The organism is Janthinobacterium longum (assembly GCF_051380735.1).
Lineage (GTDB): Bacteria > Pseudomonadota > Gammaproteobacteria > Burkholderiales > Burkholderiaceae_D > Janthinobacterium.
In genome coordinates, this window is record NZ_JBNYXQ010000003.1 from 304646 (window position 1) to 322124 (window position 17479).

General features: G+C 61.3%; 8 protein-coding genes. 4 read left to right on the top strand and 4 right to left on the bottom strand.

Features of this window, described 5'->3' with window-relative positions; all coding sequences use genetic code 11:
- Positions 1 to 97: 97 nt before the first annotated feature.
- The 3 genes from ACQ4WM_RS12215 (at position 98) to ACQ4WM_RS12225 (ending at position 6476) form a co-directional block, all read left to right on the top strand.
- A complete protein-coding gene (locus ACQ4WM_RS12215; protein WP_436546935.1) occupies positions 98 to 376 on the top strand; it encodes a hypothetical protein in 279 nt (92 codons plus the stop codon).
- A gap of 264 nt (positions 377 to 640) precedes the next feature.
- Complete coding sequence (locus ACQ4WM_RS12220) at positions 641 to 3382, top strand: TonB-dependent receptor (protein WP_436546936.1); 2742 nt, start codon at positions 641 to 643, stop codon at positions 3380 to 3382.
- 442 nt (positions 3383 to 3824) lie between these two features.
- On the top strand, positions 3825 to 6476 hold the full coding sequence (locus ACQ4WM_RS12225) for a TonB-dependent receptor (protein WP_436546937.1): 2652 nt from the start codon (positions 3825 to 3827) through the stop codon (positions 6474 to 6476).
- A 73-nt stretch (positions 6477 to 6549) separates the two neighbouring features.
- Here ACQ4WM_RS12225 and aroG read toward each other — a convergent pair whose 3' ends face one another.
- A complete protein-coding gene (aroG, locus tag ACQ4WM_RS12230) occupies positions 6550 to 7614 on the bottom strand; it encodes a 3-deoxy-7-phosphoheptulonate synthase AroG (protein WP_436546938.1) in 1065 nt (354 codons plus the stop codon).
- A gap of 700 nt (positions 7615 to 8314) precedes the next feature.
- On the opposite strand from aroG, the gene ACQ4WM_RS12235 reads away from it, so the two are divergent.
- Positions 8315 to 10960: a TonB-dependent receptor gene (locus ACQ4WM_RS12235; protein WP_436546939.1), complete on the top strand. Its 2646-nt coding sequence runs from the start codon at positions 8315 to 8317 to the stop codon at positions 10958 to 10960.
- Positions 10961 to 10993: 33 nt separating this feature from the next.
- Here ACQ4WM_RS12235 and tldD read toward each other — a convergent pair whose 3' ends face one another.
- The 3 genes from tldD to ACQ4WM_RS12250 are packed head-to-tail and all read right to left on the bottom strand — an operon-like array spanning position 10994 to position 17471.
- Positions 10994 to 12454, bottom strand: a complete 1461-nt coding sequence (gene tldD / locus ACQ4WM_RS12240) for a metalloprotease TldD (protein WP_436546940.1) — start codon at positions 12452 to 12454, stop codon at positions 10994 to 10996.
- A 19-nt stretch (positions 12455 to 12473) separates the two neighbouring features.
- Positions 12474 to 13271 carry a carbon-nitrogen hydrolase family protein gene (locus tag ACQ4WM_RS12245; RefSeq protein WP_436546941.1) on the bottom strand — a complete coding sequence of 266 codons (798 nt, stop codon included), beginning with the start codon at positions 13269 to 13271 and terminating at the stop codon, positions 12474 to 12476.
- Positions 13272 to 13295: 24 nt separating this feature from the next.
- Positions 13296 to 17471 carry a YhdP family protein gene (locus ACQ4WM_RS12250; RefSeq protein ID WP_436546942.1) on the bottom strand — a complete coding sequence of 1392 codons (4176 nt, stop codon included), beginning with the start codon at positions 17469 to 17471 and terminating at the stop codon, positions 13296 to 13298.
- Positions 17472 to 17479: the final 8 nt, after the last annotated feature.

Below are 17479 nucleotides of genomic sequence, written 5' to 3' on the forward strand. Positions count from 1 at the left end.
ATTATCTTTCGCACCGTATCGGTGCGCTTGTACTGGCTTCGCCCTGGGATACAGGAGTCCACCGCCAAAACCAGTCCATCCTCGCAAGATCTGTGCCTTGTCTTCAGGCGCCGCAGCAGCTTTCCTGACTGTTCGAAAAACGCGTAACGATAACGCATATTGTGCCCGCCAGGCAAAAAGCCGCACGCCCATGAACGCGCCCCAGCCGCTCGCCATGCCCCGCAAGAAAAATATTGTGCACTGCAGCAGTGAAGTGCCATCGGAGCAAAATGGGTCATATGTAGAAACCCTTACATGCAAGAATGAAAAGAATTTCGGGCTCGTGCAAGAAATTCCTTATCGCATTGCAACATTTCCCTTAATTGCAAAAACATAAACCAAATTATTTTCACATTTGGCTGTTGTTTCCATGATGAATGTGCATCGCACCGCGTTGACAGGACTTCTCGCCTAGTGGTCTGATGACCCCGGCGTTTTAAAAGACGCCGTGCAACATTAACGACTGCCGACGCAGCAGTCATGACTCATAACAAAGCAATAGTTGGCCGTACACCGGCCAACCAGTGACCCTTCAGGAGATTGAGAATGATGATGGAAACAGTGATGTCCCGCTCGGTACGCCTTGATCTGCTCAGGCAGCGTGGCAGCGGTTACGCTGGGCCTGATGGCACCGGCAATGGCACAGGACGGTAACGTCCAGCGTGTTGAAGTAACCGGCTCCAGCATCAAGCGCGCGACGGCAGAGACCGCCTCGCCAGTGCAGATTATCGGTCGTGACGACTTGATGAAATCAGGCAAGGCCACCGTGGCCGAATACCTGCAAACGCTGACCGCCGACGGCGCCGGTTCCCTGCCTACCGGTTTCGGCAATGGCTTTGCGGCCGGCTCGACAGCGATATCGCTGCGCGGCCTGGGCGCCACCTCGACCCTGGTGCTGCTCAATGGTCGCCGCATGGCGCCGTTTGCGCGCGCCGACGATGGCCAGAAAAGCTTTACCGACCTGTCCTCCGTGCCGATGCAGATCGTCGAACGGATCGAAATCCTGAAAGACGGTGCCTCGTCGACGTATGGCGCCGATGCGATCGCCGGCGTAGTCAACATTATCCTGCGCAAGGACTTCCAGGGCGTCGCGCTGAAAGCGGACACCGGCATCTCCGGCGACGGCGATGCAAAGCAACACCGCGCCTCGATGACCTTCGGCAAGGGCGACCTGGAAAACGACAAATACAACTTCGTTTTCAATGCCGAATACAGCAAGTCGGACATGCTGATGAACAGTGACCGCGCCGACCGCAAATGGATAGGCCAGGCCGATTTGCGTCCGTATGGCTATCCGATCGGCACGCAGTTTGCCGGCGGCTACATCAATGGCACCAATGATGCAAATGCCTCGCCGACTGGCCTGATCCGTGATCCGAACACGCTCAACTACGTGTCGCTGCCAGGCTGCGCCAGCCTGTCGGCGTCATCGCCGCAAGATCCGAAGGGCGGCTGCGTCTGGCACCACGACCAGTTCCGTTCGATGCAGCCGAAGATCGACTCGATCAACCTGTACACGCGCGGTACCTGGCAAGTCAATGCCGATACCCAGGTGTACGCAGAGGCGGGCTACTCGCAACGCGACACCGCCTTTACCCTGATCCCGCCCTCGATCACGCCGACCATCGCCTTCCCGCCCAACGCGACCAATCCCAACGGCGTGATCAACTACGGCTCGGGCGCCGGCACCACCATGGTGCTGGCGGCCAACCATCCGCAAAATCCGTATGGCGTGCCGGTGCGCGTGCGCTACCAGGCCTTCGACGTCGGCGCCAGCACGCGCCAGGCCAACAACGAGTTCAACCGCATCGTGCTCGGCATCAAGGGTACGGCGGCCGGCTGGGACTATGACGCCGGCTACACGCACTCGGAATCGAAGCTGCACCTCGACTACAGCAACATGCTGAACATGGCGGTCGTCAAGGATGCGCTGGGCAATCCGAACAGCCCGTACTTCCCCTACTATATCGGCGCGCAGGCCGGCAGGAACCCCGCCTCGCTGTACGCGGCGATGGTGACCAATGCCACCTCGGACTCGACCACCAAGCTCGACATCATCGACTTCAAGGCCACGCGCGAACTGATGCAGTTGCCAGGTGGCGCCATGGGCCTGGCAGTTGGCGCCGAGCACCGCCGCGACAAGCTGGACAATCCATCGCTGTCCGGCACGCAAACCGGCCAGATCAACTCGAGCTATGTGGCCGCCAAAGGCGACAGCAAGGTCTCGGCCGTGTACCTGGAAGTACTGGCGCCGGTGATCAAGACGGTGGAACTGTCGGGCGCCGTGCGTTACGACAAATACGACCGTTTCTCGTCGACCACGCCGAAACTGGGCGCCAAGTGGACGCCACTGAAAACCTTCGCCTTGCGCGGCACCTATTCGGAAGGCTTCCGCGCCCCGGGTCCGGCCGAAAGCAATGCCGACTCGCAATCGACCGGCACCTCGACGGTGCGTGACCCGATCCGCTGCCCGAATGGCACACCGCTGCCTGGCGCCACCTCGACCGACTGCTCCGCTTCCGTGGCAGCGGTCAAGATCGGCGACCCCAGCCTGAAGCCCGAGCAATCGAAGGGCTATACCCTGGGCCTGGTGTGGGATCCGTTTGACGGCACCAGCCTGTCGCTGGACGGCTGGAAGATCAAGCGTGAAGACGAGATCAACCCGCTGCCGTACAACCAGGCTGCGGCGCTGCCGACCGCGATTCGCGCCGACAACAACCTGACCATCAATGGTGTCGTCGTGCCAGGCACGGGTACTCTCTTGATCACGAAAGCGCCGTATCGCAATTCCAGCTTCACGGAAATCAAGGGCGTTGACCTCGACCTCAAACAGCGCGTGCGCCTGGGCGACTACGGCCGCGCCATGTTCGGCCTGACCTGGACCCACGTGGCATCGTGGGTGCGCGCCGAGTCGGACACGGTACGCTATCAGTATGCCGGCACGCACGGCAATTGCGACACGTCGAACTGCGCCGGCACGCCGAAAAACAAGATCAACCTGACTGGCTCGTGGGACATCGGCAACTGGAATCTCAGTGGCGTCGTCAACTACCGTTCGGAGATGAAAAACACCTTGTTTACCGGCGAAGGTTGCGCTTCGAAACTGGCCAGCGGTGCCGATGCGCCTAACGGTTGCAAGATCGCCTCGTTCACCACGCTCGACCTGTCGACGCGCTGGAACGTCAGCAAGCACGTGCAACTGTACGCGTCGATCAACAACGTGACCGACAAGATCGCACCGCTTGATCCGCTGACGTATGGCGGCATGAGCTACAACCCGATGGACGCCAGCGGCGCGATTGGCCGCTACTTCAAACTGGGCGCCAGCTACACGTTCAACTAAGTTCCGGCATTCAGTAACAAGCCTGCAAGGCGGTGAGCGATCACCGCCTTTTTTATTGGTCAACGTTCAAGCGCCTGGTAGTGGCGTGGCGGCATACGTTTTAAAGCGAGCGGGGGCGGGATCAATACGGAAGGGCTGAACAACAGGACGGCGCCGACAGTGATGCCAGTCGCCGTTTTATTTTACGCGCCTGAGCTGGCCTGACAAGGGCGCGCGATAATTTATTACTGAAGCAATGTAAAACTAACAAAAAAATGTTGCGTTTTGTCCAAAAATCCTGCGCGAATTTGACAATTTATGGCGTGAATGTTTTGATGACGAGCCTGAAAAAACTCCAAATTTTCATTGGTCTAATTGAACTCAAGCAAATTAATTATCGATGGGCAACAAGTTATCTCAAAATAATTGCCGCATTTATTACAAAAATAAGGAATTAACGATAATGGTCGAAAATGTAATGTCGCGCACTGTGCGTCTCATGTTTGCTGGCAGCATTGCTCTTGGCATGCATGCCGCCTATGCGCAAGAAACAACAGAAGCGCCAATGCAGCGCGTGGAAGTAACGGGCTCGAGCATCAAGCGCCTGGCGTCGGAGACGGCATTGCCGATCACCTCGATCAAGGCCGATGACTTCGCCAAGCAGGGCCTGACGACAGCGCAGGAAGTGCTGTCGACGATCTCGATGAACCAGAGCACGCAAAGCAGCTCGCAGTCGGTCGGCTCCGGCACGGGCGGCCAGTCGCAGGCGGATCTGCGCGGCATCGGTGGCGACAAGACCCTGGTGCTGCTGAACGGCCGTCGCATCGCCAGCCATCCGTTCAACGGCTCGTCGGTCGACCTGAACATCATTCCGATCTCGGCCCTGGAACGCGTGGAAGTATTGCGCGACGGCGCCTCGGCCATCTACGGCACCGACGCCATCGGCGGCGTCATCAACTTCATCACCAAGCGCTCGGTCAAGGGCGGCTCGGTCACGGTAGAACATTACGAACCGCAAAAATCGGGTGGCGGCGACGAGTCGCGCATCAACCTGTCGGCCGGTTACGGCGACCTGAACAAGGATGGCTTCAATGTCTTCGGCGTCGTCGACGTGCATCGCCAGGCGGCATTGAACGCCAGCGACCGCGACTTCTCGGCCAGCGGCTATATCCCGGGCAAGGGTGTCGACAACCTGAGCAGCACGCCCTTCCCTGCCAACTTCTACGACACCGGCAATGGCGTGTCCGGCAACCCGGCGTTCGCCGCCGGTTGCGTCGGCCCTAACCTGTACAAGAACACCTCGGGCAAGAGCACCTGTGCGATGGATGTCACGCCGTACATGCAGACAATTCCGAAAACCAAGCAGGAGTCCTTCCTCGGCAAGGCCAGCTTCAAGCTGAACCAGGATCACCTGGCCACCGTCGAATACCTGCATGCGCGCAGCACCAACGAAGCACGCATTTCGCCGCCGCCGATGTCGAACATCGGCGCGCTGATGCCGTCGAGCTCGCCTTACTACCCGGGCGGCAGCGCTGGCGTGCCAGCCGTGCCTGGCTTGTCCGGCGGCCCGCTTGACATCAGCTGGCGTCCGGTGGCCTCGGGCCAGCGCAGCGGCTTTGACACCAGTACCTCGGACCGCCTGGTACTGGCATCCGAAGGCGTGCTGGGCAGCTGGGACTACAACGCTGGCCTGAGCCATTCGATCAGCAAGGCCACCAGTGCCTTTACCGGCGGCTACCTGGCCGACCAGCGCATCATCGACGGCATCGGCAGTGGCCTGCTGAACCCGTTCGGCGAGCAAAGCGCCGCCGGCCAGGCCTATCTGAACGATTCCCTGCTGAAAGGCAAGTACCTTGACGCCAAGATGACCAGCACGGCGATTGACGCCAAGATCAGCCGCGAACTGTTCACCCTGCCGGCAGGCGCCGTCGGTTTTGCCGTCGGTACCGAGTTCCGCCGGGACAAGGCTGAATACAATGTCGACACCGCCCTGGCTGGCCAGGCATCGAGCTCCGGCTACGCCGAAGCGCAGAACCAGTCAGGCAGCCGCAACATCAGCGCGATTTTCTCCGAGCTGAGTGTTCCTGTCGTCAAGAACCTGGAACTGTCGCTGGCAGCGCGCTATGACCACTACAACGATGTCGGCGGCAGCTTCAATCCGAAAGTGGGCGTACGCTGGCAGCCAACGAGCGAAGTGCTGTTCCGCAGCTCGTACAACACCGGCTTCCGCGCACCGACCTTGTATGACCTGCATGGCCCGCAAAGCAAGACCTTCACCGCCAACAAGTACGACGATCCGCGCCTGTGCCCGGGCGGCGTGGCAGCCCCTGGCGCCAACGGCAACGTGGCCTGCGGCGCGCAGCAATATATCCGCTCCGGCGGCAATCCGGACGTCGGCCCTGAAAAATCGAAAACCTTCAGCGCCGGTATCGTCATCGAGCCAGTCAAGTCGCTGACGGTGTCGCTAGACTACTTCCAGATCAAGCTGCGCGACAAGATCGGTACCGTGGCCGAACAGACGCTGTTCGACAACTACGACAAGTACAAGGACAACTTCATCTATTCGAACGGCGGCACCAAGCTCGAATACGTGGTGGCGACGCTGGACAACCTGGGCGAAATGCATACCTCGGGCATCGACCTGGGCCTGAACTGGAAACTGCCACGCAGCCAGTACGGTACTTTTACCTTCAATTTTGACGGCACCTGGGTCAGGAAGTATGAGTACCAGAACGAGCGCGGCGGCGAATTCGTGCAGAACGTCGGCGTGTATGGCGACAACGCACCGGTGTTCCGCTGGAGGCATAATGCTTCGCTGCAATGGAACCTGGACAAATGGAACGCCACCCTGTCGAACAAGTACATGAGCGGCTACCGCGACCAGAACTATGTCGACGCGCAATACGAACAGAACGTGAAAGCGTACTCGGTCTGGTCGCTGTCGGGCGCCTACTCGGGCTTCAAGAACACGGAACTGACCGTGGGCGTGAAGAACCTGCTGAACGAAGATCCACCGTTCAGTAACCAGATTGGTACCTTCCAGACCGGCTACGATCCGCGCTTTGCCGATCCGCTGGGCCGTACCTTCTACGTGCGCGCCACGTACAAATTCTAAGCCGATACCGGCGAAGAACTAAAAAAGCCCGGGAAGCTCTCATGCTTCCCGGGCTTTTTTCATGCTGGCGCGATTACTCCTTGTCGCCGTGCAAGCGGCGCTGCTTCACCGCTGCCGCCAGGTTTTCCAGCACCGCCACGCTGGCGCTCCAGTCGATGCAGCCGTCGGTCACCGACTGGCCGTACACCAGTTCCTTGCCCGGCACCAGGTCCTGGCGCCCCGACACCAGGTGCGATTCGACCATCACGCCGACGATGCGGTCGTCGCCGCCGGCCACTTGCGCGGCGATATTGGCACAGACGGGCACCTGGTTTTCCGGCTTTTTCGAGCTGTTCGCATGCGAGGCGTCGATCATCAGGCGCGACGCCAGGCCTTGCGCGGCGATCGCCTTGCAAGCTTCTTCCACGCTGGCCGCGTCGTAGTTGGGCGTCTTGCCGCCGCGCAGGATGATATGGCAGTCTTCATTGCCATTGGTCGAGACGATGGCCGAGTGGCCGCCCTTGGTAACGGACAGGAAATGGTGCGGCTGCGAGGCGGCCTTGATCGCTTCCACGGCGATTTTCACATTGCCGTCGGTGCCGTTCTTGAAACCGACCGGACACGACAGCCCCGACGCCAGTTCGCGGTGCACCTGCGACTCGGTGGTACGCGCGCCGATCGCGCCCCAGCTGATCAGGTCGGCAATATATTGTGGGCTGATCACATCGAGAAATTCCGTGCCGGCCGGCAGGCCCAGTTCGTTGATGTCGCGCAGCAGTTCGCGCGCCATGCGCAGGCCATCGTTGATGCGGAAGCTGTTGTCCATGTACGGGTCGTTGATCAGGCCCTTCCAGCCAACCGTGGTGCGCGGCTTTTCGAAATACACGCGCATGACGATTTCCAGTTCGCCGGCGAAACGCACGCGTTCCTTGACCAGCAGGCGCGCATATTCCATCGCCGCCTTGGTGTCGTGGATCGAGCAGGGTCCGATCACCACCATCAGGCGGTCGTCCTGGCCATGCAGGATGCGGTGCAGCGCCACGCGGGAATTGGCCGCCGTCTGGGCAGCAGCTTCCGAGCAGGCAAATTCGCGGATCAGGTGGGACGGCGGAGTCAATTCCTTCATTTCGCGAATACGCAAATCATCGGTGCGGGGCATTATTTTCTCCAAAATTTGAACAGGGGTAAAACATCTGGGTAAAAAAAAACCGCCATCAGTGGCGGTTTTTCAGAATTTGCTGGGATCTCGTTTTTGCTGCTACGTGAACCGACCGCTACTCCACCGCCTTTGGGTTGGAATTGCTAAAGTAAAAATAGGCGGTAAAAAAGTGGCGAGCGAACATGCGAGTCATCCGTAAGTGATGAACGACTATAAACCCATACCGCAAAGCTTGGCAAGCATATTTGTCGGCAAAGCCGCAGTTGGCTGGCGTTTCAGGTGGCAAAGTGGGAAGAAAACCGCAAAAAGTTGCGCACTATTCTCTTTCCTTACCTAACTTTACATTCGCGCCAGCCAATGCCTGGCGCAAAAAAACCATGTGAACTGTGTCCAAATGTAAGCGTTGCATTTCAACTATTAAAGCTACCCCGCACCCCGCATGCTGCCAGCGCCAGCCATTCTGCAATGCCCTGGTGCTTTGCCGTGCGCGGGCCTTGCTGCACGAATCCCTCTTTACATCTGTGATATTTGGCGACTGTTGTTCGTTTTCACACTTGATTTTCTGGTCATTGCTGCGTCACTTTTCACATGTTTTGATGGCTGCGTTCGCTATCCCAGGAGGATGGCAAGCACATCGCATCGGCGACGTATCCGCCTAGCCGAACAATCAAACTCAAGAATTACCTCAGGAGTGTTAGCCATGATGATAGAAAGCGCGTTGTCCCGATCTCTGCGCCTCATGTTTGCCAGTTCGCTGGCGCTGGGCATGCATGCCGCCCAGGCACAAAGCCTGGCCGGCGAGGCCGACGGCGAGATGCAAAAAGTGGAAGTGACTGGCTCCAGCATCAAGCGGTTGTCATCGCAAACAGCGCTGCCGATCACCTCGATCAAGGCAGAAGACTTCATCAAGCAAGGCTTGACCACCGCGCAGGAAGTGATGAACACCATCCCGATGAACCAGAGCTCGGTCGGCAGCAGCCAGTCGGTGGGCGCCGGCACGGGCGGCATGTCGAGCGCCGACCTGCGCGGCCTGGGCAGCGACAAGACCCTGGTGCTGCTCAATGGTCGGCGCATCGCCAGCCATCCGTTCAACGGCGCTGCCGTCGACCTGAACATCATCCCGCTGTCGGCGCTGGACCGGGTCGAAGTGCTGCGCGACGGCGCCTCGGCCATCTACGGCACCGATGCCATCGGCGGCGTGATCAACTTCATCACCAAGCGTTCGGTACAGGGCGCCACCGTCAGCGTCGAACACTATGCGCCGACCAAAAGCGGCGGTGGCGAAGAGTCGCGCATCAACCTGTCGGGCGGCTTCGGCAACCTGTCCACCGACGGCTACAATTTCTTCGGCGTCGCCGACGTGCACAAGCAGTCGTCGCTGGCGGCCGCCTCGCGCGCATTTTCCAGCACCAGCGTGATCCCCAGCCGTGGCGTCGACAACAGCAGCGGCACCTCGCAGCCAGCCAACTTCTTTTCGGACAATGGCGTAACGGGCAATCCGTACGCGGCCTCGAACTGCCCCGGCACGGGCCTGATCACCACCGCCAGCGGCACCTGCCGCACCGACACCACCAAGTACATCGACGACATTCCGGAAACCAAGCAGGAATCCCTGCTGGGCAAGGCCACCTTCAAGCTGAGCCAGGATAATATCGCCACCGTCGAATACCTGCATTCGCGCAGCACCAGCACTTCGAACATCGCGCCGTCACCCTTGACGGGCATCAGCATGACCTCGGCCAGCCCGTATTACCCGGGCAACGGCAATGTGCCGGGCGTGGCCGGCCTGACCGGCGAAGACCTGACGCTCAACTGGCGCACGGTGGCAGCCGGCAAGCGCACGGGGTTTGACACCAGTACCTCGGATCGCCTGGTGCTCGCTTCCGAAGGCCTGATAGGCGGCTGGGACTACAACGTCGGCCTGACATATTCGATCAGCAAGGCCGCCAGCGCGTTTGTCAACGGCTACACCAACGACAGCCTGGTAAAAGCCGGCGTACTCGACGGCACCCTGAACCCGTTCGGCGAACAATCGGTTGCTGGCGCGGCCTACCTGGACGCGGCACAGCTGCACGGTGAATACCTGGGCGCGAAGATGACCAGCACCGGCGTCGATGCCAAGGTCAGCCGCGAAATCTACAACCTGCCGGCCGGCGCAGTCGGCTTTGCCGTCGGTACCGAGTTCCGCCATGACAAGGCGCAATACAGCGTCAACCGCGACCTGGCCTCGCAGGCGCAAAGCTCGGGCTACGCTGACGCGCAGGACCAGGCCGGCTCGCGCAATATCGCCGCCGTGTATTCGGAACTGAGCGTGCCGCTGCACAAGGACCTGGAACTGTCGCTGGCGGCCCGCTACGACCACTACAACGATGTGGGCGGCAGCTTCAATCCGAAGGTCGGCCTGCGATGGCAGCCGACGAAACAGGTATTGCTGCGCAGCTCGTACAACACCGGTTTCCGCGCGCCGACCCTGTATGACCTGCATGGCCCGGCCACCACCACGTTCACCAACAACTCATATGACGATCCGGCGCTGTGCCCGGGCGGCACGGCCGTGGCCGGCGCCAACCCGAACGTGGCCTGCGGCCAGCAGCAATTTATCCGCAGCGGCGGCAATGCCAACCTGAAGCCGGAAAAATCGAAAACCTTCAGCGCCGGCATCGTGTTCGAACCCGTCAATTCGGTGACCATGTCGCTTGATTATTTCAATATCAAGATTCGCGACAAGATCGGCACCGTGGCCGAACAGACGCTGTTCGACAACTTCCAGAAATACCAGTCGACCTTTGTGTATTCGGCCGATGGCAAGACGCTGCAATATGTGAACGCCGTGCTCGACAACCTGGGCGAAGTGCATACCTCGGGCATCGACACCAGCTTCACCTGGCGCTTGCCGCGTAGCAGCTACGGCAACTTCACCTTCCAGTTCGACGGCAGTTGGGTGCACAGCTACAAATACCAGAACGAAACCGGCGGCGAGTATATCGAAAACGTTGGCGTGTATGCGGACAACAATCCTGTCTTCCGCTGGAAACACAACGCCTCGCTGACGTGGGCGCTGGGCGACTGGAGCGCCAACCTGTCTAACAAGTTCATGAGCGGCTACCGCGACCAGAATTTTGTCGACGCCGGCTTTGAGCAGAACGTGAAAGCGTATTCGACTTTCTCGCTGTCGGGTGCCTATTCGGGCTGGAAAAACACCGACGTCACGGTCGGCGTGAAAAACCTGTTCGACAAGAACCCGCCGTTCACCAACCAGGGCACGGTATTCCAGACCGGCTACGATCCGCGCTACACGGACCCGCTGGGTCGCACCCTGTACGTGAAGGCCTCGTACAAATTCTGAAGCCAGGTACAAGCCGGCGTGTAGCCGGCTTGTTCAGGCGGTGCCGCCGACCGTCACGCCGTCAAGGCGCAGGGTCGGCTGCCCCACCCCCACCGGCACGCTCTGGCCTTCCTTGCCGCACACGCCTACACCCGAGTCCAGGCGCATGTCGTTGCCGATCATGGAGACGCGGTTGAGCACATCGGGGCCATTGCCGATCAGGGTGGCGCCCTTGACCGGGTAGCTGAGCTTGCCGTTTTCGATCATGTAGGCCTCGCTGGCCGAAAAGACGAACTTGCCATTGGTAATGTCGACCTGGCCGCCGCCGAAATTGACGGCGTACAGGCCGTTTTTCACCGACGCCAGGATCTCGCCCGGGTCCTTGTCGCCGCCGAGCATATAGGTATTGGTCATGCGCGGCATCGGCAGGTGGGCGAACGATTCGCGGCGCGCGTTGCCCGTCACCGGCATTTTCATCAGGCGCGCGTTCATGGTATCCTGGATATAACCCTTCAGGATGCCGTCCTCGATCAGGGTGGTGCACTGGGTGGGGTTGCCCTCGTCGTCGATATTGAGCGAGCCGCGCCGGCCTTGCAACGTACCGTCGTCAACCACCGTCACGCCTTTCGCCGCCACCCGTTGGCCGATGCAGCCGGCAAAGGCAGACGAACCCTTGCGGTTGAAATCGCCTTCCAGGCCATGGCCGATCGCTTCGTGCAGCAGGATGCCGGGCCAGCCCGGTCCCAGCACGATGGTCATCGGACCGGCCGGTGCGGGCCGCGCTTCCAGGTTGATCAGGGCCGAGCTGACTGCGTCGGACGCATACTGCTCCAGCACCTCGTCGCTGAAATAGTCATAGCTGTAGCGTCCACCGCCGCCAGCCGATCCCGTTTCGCGGCGGCCATTCTGCTCGGCGATCACGGTCAGCGACACGCGCACCAGCGGGCGGATATCGGCCGCCAGCACGCCGTCGCTGCGCAGCACCAGGACCACGTCGTACTCGCCGGCCAGGCCTGCCATCACCTGCACCACGCGCGGGTCTTTTGCGCGCGCCATCTTTTCCACGCGTTCCAATAGTTGCACCTTGGCCGTAGCGTCCAGTGAGGCCAGCGGATCGTTGGGCAGGTACAAGGAACGGCCGCCCTGCGGCTGCATGCTGCCGGCGATTTTTATTTTCCCGGTGCCGACGCGCGCTATCGTGCGCGTGGCCGCCGCCGCTTCCAGCAGGGCCCGCTCGGAGATCTCGTCGGAATACGAAAACGCCGTCTTGTCGCCGGAAACAGCGCGCACGCCCACGCCCTGGTCGATGGAAAAACTGCCGGTCTTGACAATGCCCTCTTCCAGGCTCCAGCCTTCGCTGCGGGTCGACTGGAAATACAGGTCGGCGTAATCGACCTTGTGCGCAAACATCGTGCCCAGCGCCTTGAGCAGCTTGTCTTCGTCGAGGCCAAAGGGCGTGAGCAAAATGTCGCGCGCCACGGCCAGGCTGGACAGATTCGGTTCAAACGGGATCATGGTTTACTCTCCAACACAATTACATGGTGCGGTGCGCCAGCGCGGGCAAGGATTCACGCACGCCGGCCAGGAACACGGGATCGATCTGTCCGCTCACCACGCCTTCGCCTTCGTCCAGCACGGCTTTCACCTCGCCCCACGGATCGATCAGCATGCTGTGGCCCCAGGTGCGGCGGCCGTTCGGGTGCACGCCACCCTGGGCCGAGGCCAGCACATAGCACTGGTTTTCGATCGCCCGCGCGCGCAGCAGCACCTCCCAGTGGGCGCGGCCAGTGGTGTGGGTAAAGGCGGCCGGCACCACAATCAGCGCACACTCGCCCAGCGCCCGGTACAGCTCGGGAAAGCGCAGGTCGTAGCAGATCGACAGGCCGACTCTGCCCAGGGGCGTATCGATGCTGCGCACCTCGGCGCCGGCGACGATGGTGCGCGACTCATTGTAGGACTCCGCGTCGCGGGTAAAACCGAACAGATGGATCTTGTCATAGCGGCCGGCAGGTGCGCCTTGTGGGTCGTACACCAGGGTGGTGTTGAGCACTTTGCCGGCCTCGTGCGAGACCAGGGGCAAGGTGCCGCCGATCAGCCAGACGCCGTGCTCGCGCGCCATCTGCGCCATGGCGTCCTGGATGGTACCGCTACCGGGCTGCTCGGCGTGGCTCAATTTGTCGGTTTCATGCTGGCCCATGACGGCCCAGTATTCGGGCAGCACCACCAGCATCGCTCCCTGGCTGGCCGCCTGCGCCACCAGGCGTTTGGCGGTGGCCAGGTTTTCGCTGACCGATGGCGTGGAAATCATTTGTATTGCGGCCACTGTGTGCATCGATATCCCCTGCTTGGTGTTCGACTACTGTACCGCCGCCGCTGCCGGCAATGGCGTCGCGACAGGCTCCAATTTGCCACCGTCAAGCTTGGTCACCACGGGTGACTTCCACGGTCCGGCGATCTGCATATGATAGGTCAGCGCCTTCATCATGGGCGCGCGCAGGAACAATTGCGCGAGAAAACTGCCCAGGCCGATGACCGGGTTGACCGCCAGCGCATACACCAGCGGCCCCGTGCCCAGGTTGAATTCGGGAATCACCACCACGTGCAGATTGGTGGTTTCGTTGGCGATATCGGCCGAGCCATGCATTAGCACGGTGGCGGCCACGCCATGCATTTTGAGGTTGTCGGTGGTCACCACGCCGCGCTTGATGCTGGCGTTGGCGGTGATGCCGTCAAACGCCAGCCCTTCCGAAAACACATCGTGGAAATCGAGTTTCAGCAAACGCGGCAGGGCTTGCAGGCTGAGCACGCCCAGCAGCTTGGCCGCACCCGGATCCTGCTTGAGGAACTGCCCCGATTCCACGTTCATCTCGATCTGGCCCGACAGGCTCGGAATGTCGAGCGCATAGGGCAAGCCATTCCAGGCGATGTCGCCACTCATTTTTCCCTTGCCACGGCGCACGGTGTCGGCAAAGCCGAAACGGTCGAGCAGTTTGCCGGCATCGATGATATCGAGGCCAAAGCGCAGGCTGGTGGTGCTTTGCCCATCCTTGACTACCCATTTGCCGTTGCCGCTCAAGGCGCCATCGGTATTGGCCAGCAATAACTTGCCAATGCGCCACTCGCGTCCGCTGGCGGCCATGGTGTTATAGGCCTGCAATTCCAGCCGGCCGATCTGCTTGTTGAACAATTCAAAACGTTCGGCAACGATATCGAGCGAAGGGATCGATTGCGCGCTGCTTTTACCTTCAAGCAGGTCTTTCACGTCATTGGCGGCCGACTCGGGAATGATGAGCGACGACAGGCGCGCCGTCATCTTGCCCAGGCCGGACGGCGTTTCCACCCAGGTGACATAGCCAGACACCTGTCTGGCGTCGATATTGGCCTGCCACACGTCTTTTTGATGGGTCGCGCCGACCACCACGTTTTCCAGCTTGCGCTCGCCCAGCATCAGTTCGCCGGCGCGCGCGGCCATCATGTCGGGCACGATGTATTGGGCAATATCGGGCGCGTCGCCGGTGTCCGCTGCACTGTCGGCGCCGCCGCTGCCGGCAATCGCGCTGCCGGCAGCGATCCAGCTGTCGACATCAAAACTCTTCAGGTTCACATTGAGCATCATCCCGGAGTCCGGTTCGGGCGCGGGCGTGTTGACGCCGATGCCGCCACGTACCAGGCGCCATGCTTCCTTGCCCTGCTTCTGGCGCTGGTAGCGCGCAGCCAGGCCGCTACCCAATGCGATGCGGATCTCGTCGGTGCGCAAGCCGGCCGCATTGGCGGCATTGGCCGCCAGGGTAAATTTGACGGGCATGCTGTCGGCGGCCGGTTTCTTCAACGGCGCCGGGAAGTCCAGGCCCAGGCCGGCCAGGCTGCTGTCGACGCTGACCACCAGTTGATGGTCGCGCGCCGTGATCAGGCCGTTGTAGCGTGCGCTGCCATTAAGGTGTTTGGCCAGCCGTTGTACCACGGGTGTGGGGTAGGTTTTGCGCAAGCCGTCGACCGTCATGGCGCCGGCCAGCCTGACCTGGATCGAGCCGTCAGGCTGGCTGCCACCCGAAATGGCCAGCGGCCCACCGAGCAAATTACCGTTCAGTCCATTGAGGTTGACACCTTTTTCATTGAACTCGATCTTGCCCTGCACGCCGAGCACGGGCGGCATGTCATTGAACAGCACCACGTCGTTGCCGGCCAGTTGCAAGCCGCCCTGCACTTTCGCGTCCAGCATGCGCTCGATCGGCAGGTGCAGTTTCAATGCAAGCCTGGCATTGCCGCTAGCCGTCGTTTCATCGGTAAAATGGTCGATCCAGCCCAGCACCGGGCTGGCGCTCACGTACTTGAGCAACTCCTGCATAGGCCCGGCCGCATTGCCTTCGATATCGAGCAGGGTGTCGAACACGGTCAGGTCGGGAATCACGGCTTTCACGTTGGTCAGCGCCACGCCGCCGGTGGTGGCGGTGTCGCCGTGAATTTCCATGCGCCCGCGCTCAAATACAAAACTGCCCTTGATCTTTTCCGCTTGCGGCCACAGCGGTGCCTTGCCGGCCAGGGGGCCACTTTCGGCAAACTCACCGGGCGCATAGTTGAGCCTGCCATTGTCAAGCTTGCCGGCCACGCGGAATTCGCCTTGCTTGCGCTGGGCGGGCGTGTCGCCCTTGAACGGAAAGTGTTCCAGTTCGCCGCGCAAGCGCAGGCTGACGTCGCGTGCCACGCCGCCTTCGAGCGCCCCGGTCAGCCAGTGGCGCAGGTGCTCGGGGGTTTGCAGCGGCAAGTAGCGGCCGATGGTATTGATTTCAAAGTTGTCCAGCATGCCGGTCAGGTCGACCTGGCCGAGGTTCTTGCCGTCGAGCGGCATGCGGTGCGTGCCGCGCAGGCTGGCGCGCAAGCCCTGCTGCCTGAACGTCAGCTGCGCCAGGTCTACCTGCAGCATATTGTCCGCTTCGAAAGACCAGTGCGCCTTCATCTGGAATTGTTCGAACGGCAAGGCCGGATCGAGCAGGTAGGTAGGAAACTGCAGCAACAAGTCCTGCGCATCGATCTCGATCTGGCCGCCCTGCTCGCTGGCGTCAATGCTGCCGCTGAGATTGTCAAAGCCGGGAATCGCCGGCGCGGCCGCCTGCGCCGGGCTGCTGGCGGTTTTTTCCCTCGCCAGGCGCGCCGGCTGGGCGTTCAGCCCCAGCCCCAGCAGCCGGCCGCGCAGCCGGTAGCTGCTGGCGCTGGCGACATCGCCGTGCCACTCGGCCGAAAAATCCTGCAGGCGGCCACGCGGCGCCAGGGCCGCCAGCTGTGCGCGCTGCGCCACGCTCAAGGGCAATTTTTCGGCCAGCGCGGCCAGGGTCTGCAAGTCCAGCGCCCTGGCCGTGATCTGCGTCTGTGCCGGCTGGCGTCGGGTGGCGGCCACATAGCGTTCGGACAAGGTGGTCGGTGGCAGGCTCAGGCCGTCACGCGTTTCCAGCGCGAAATTGGCCAGTTCCACCTGATGCCCGTTGGCGCCAAAAGTAGGCTTGCCGTCGGGCGCCGAGGCCGACAGGTTTTCCCTGGCCGAGACGCGTCCGCTGACGCGCAGCAGGTCGAGCGCGGGAATGTCCTTGCCCAGCCGGGCCTGCACATCGGTCAGGCTGGCATCGGCCGTGAAGCCGGCCAGGCGCGCATGGTCGAGGTTCAGCCAGGCGCGCAAGGCGCCCTTGCCCTGACTCAGTTCGAATGGATAGTCGAGATAAGCGCGCCAGGCGGCAAGGTCGGCATTTTTCAGGTCGGCATACAATTCGCCCTTCCACATCGACACATCGGAAATGCGCGTGCTGAAGGCGGGATGGGTGAAGTGGGCGCGCACATCGATAGGCGCAGCCAGGCTGACCGGCGGCGTGGCATGCAGGCCCAGGCGGTGGCTGCGCCAACGGTTGCGCAGCAGCAGGTTGACCTGCCCGAGCGCCAGTTCGGGCGTGCCGCGCAGCTCGTCCGTCCAGCGCACACGGCCGTCGCGAATAATGATGTCATGCTGCGACAGCAGCCAGTCTGCGCCCTTGCCGTCGCCCTGTTGCTTGTTGTCGATCAGTACGCCGGCCACATACAGGGTGCCATCCTTGCTGCGCCGTACTGCCAGGTCGGGACGCGTGATTTCCAGCCGTTCGAAACGCACCGAACCGAGTACGCTCCACCACGACACGGTGGCCGAAATACTGGGCACGCTCAAGGCCGGCCGGCCCGCCTGGTCGCGCAGGGTAACATCGCCGAAGAACAGATTGGGCCGCAAACCATGCCAGGAGGCATACACGCGGGCGATGCTGACAGGGTTGCCCAACGCCCGGCTGGCGGCCTTTTCGATATCACCTTTGTAATAATCGATATTCGGCAAGATGGCGTAGCGCAGAAACAGGAACAGCACGGCAAACGCGAAATACGCCAGCACCACCGCTTTGACGGCAAAACCGAGCAGATGGTGGGTGGCCAGGTTGGCCATGCGCCAGGCGGCGCGCAGCCGCCGCCAGCGCAGGGCCAGCGGCATATGTTCTGTCGGGCTTGCTTCTGGCGATTTTTGCATCAATAAGC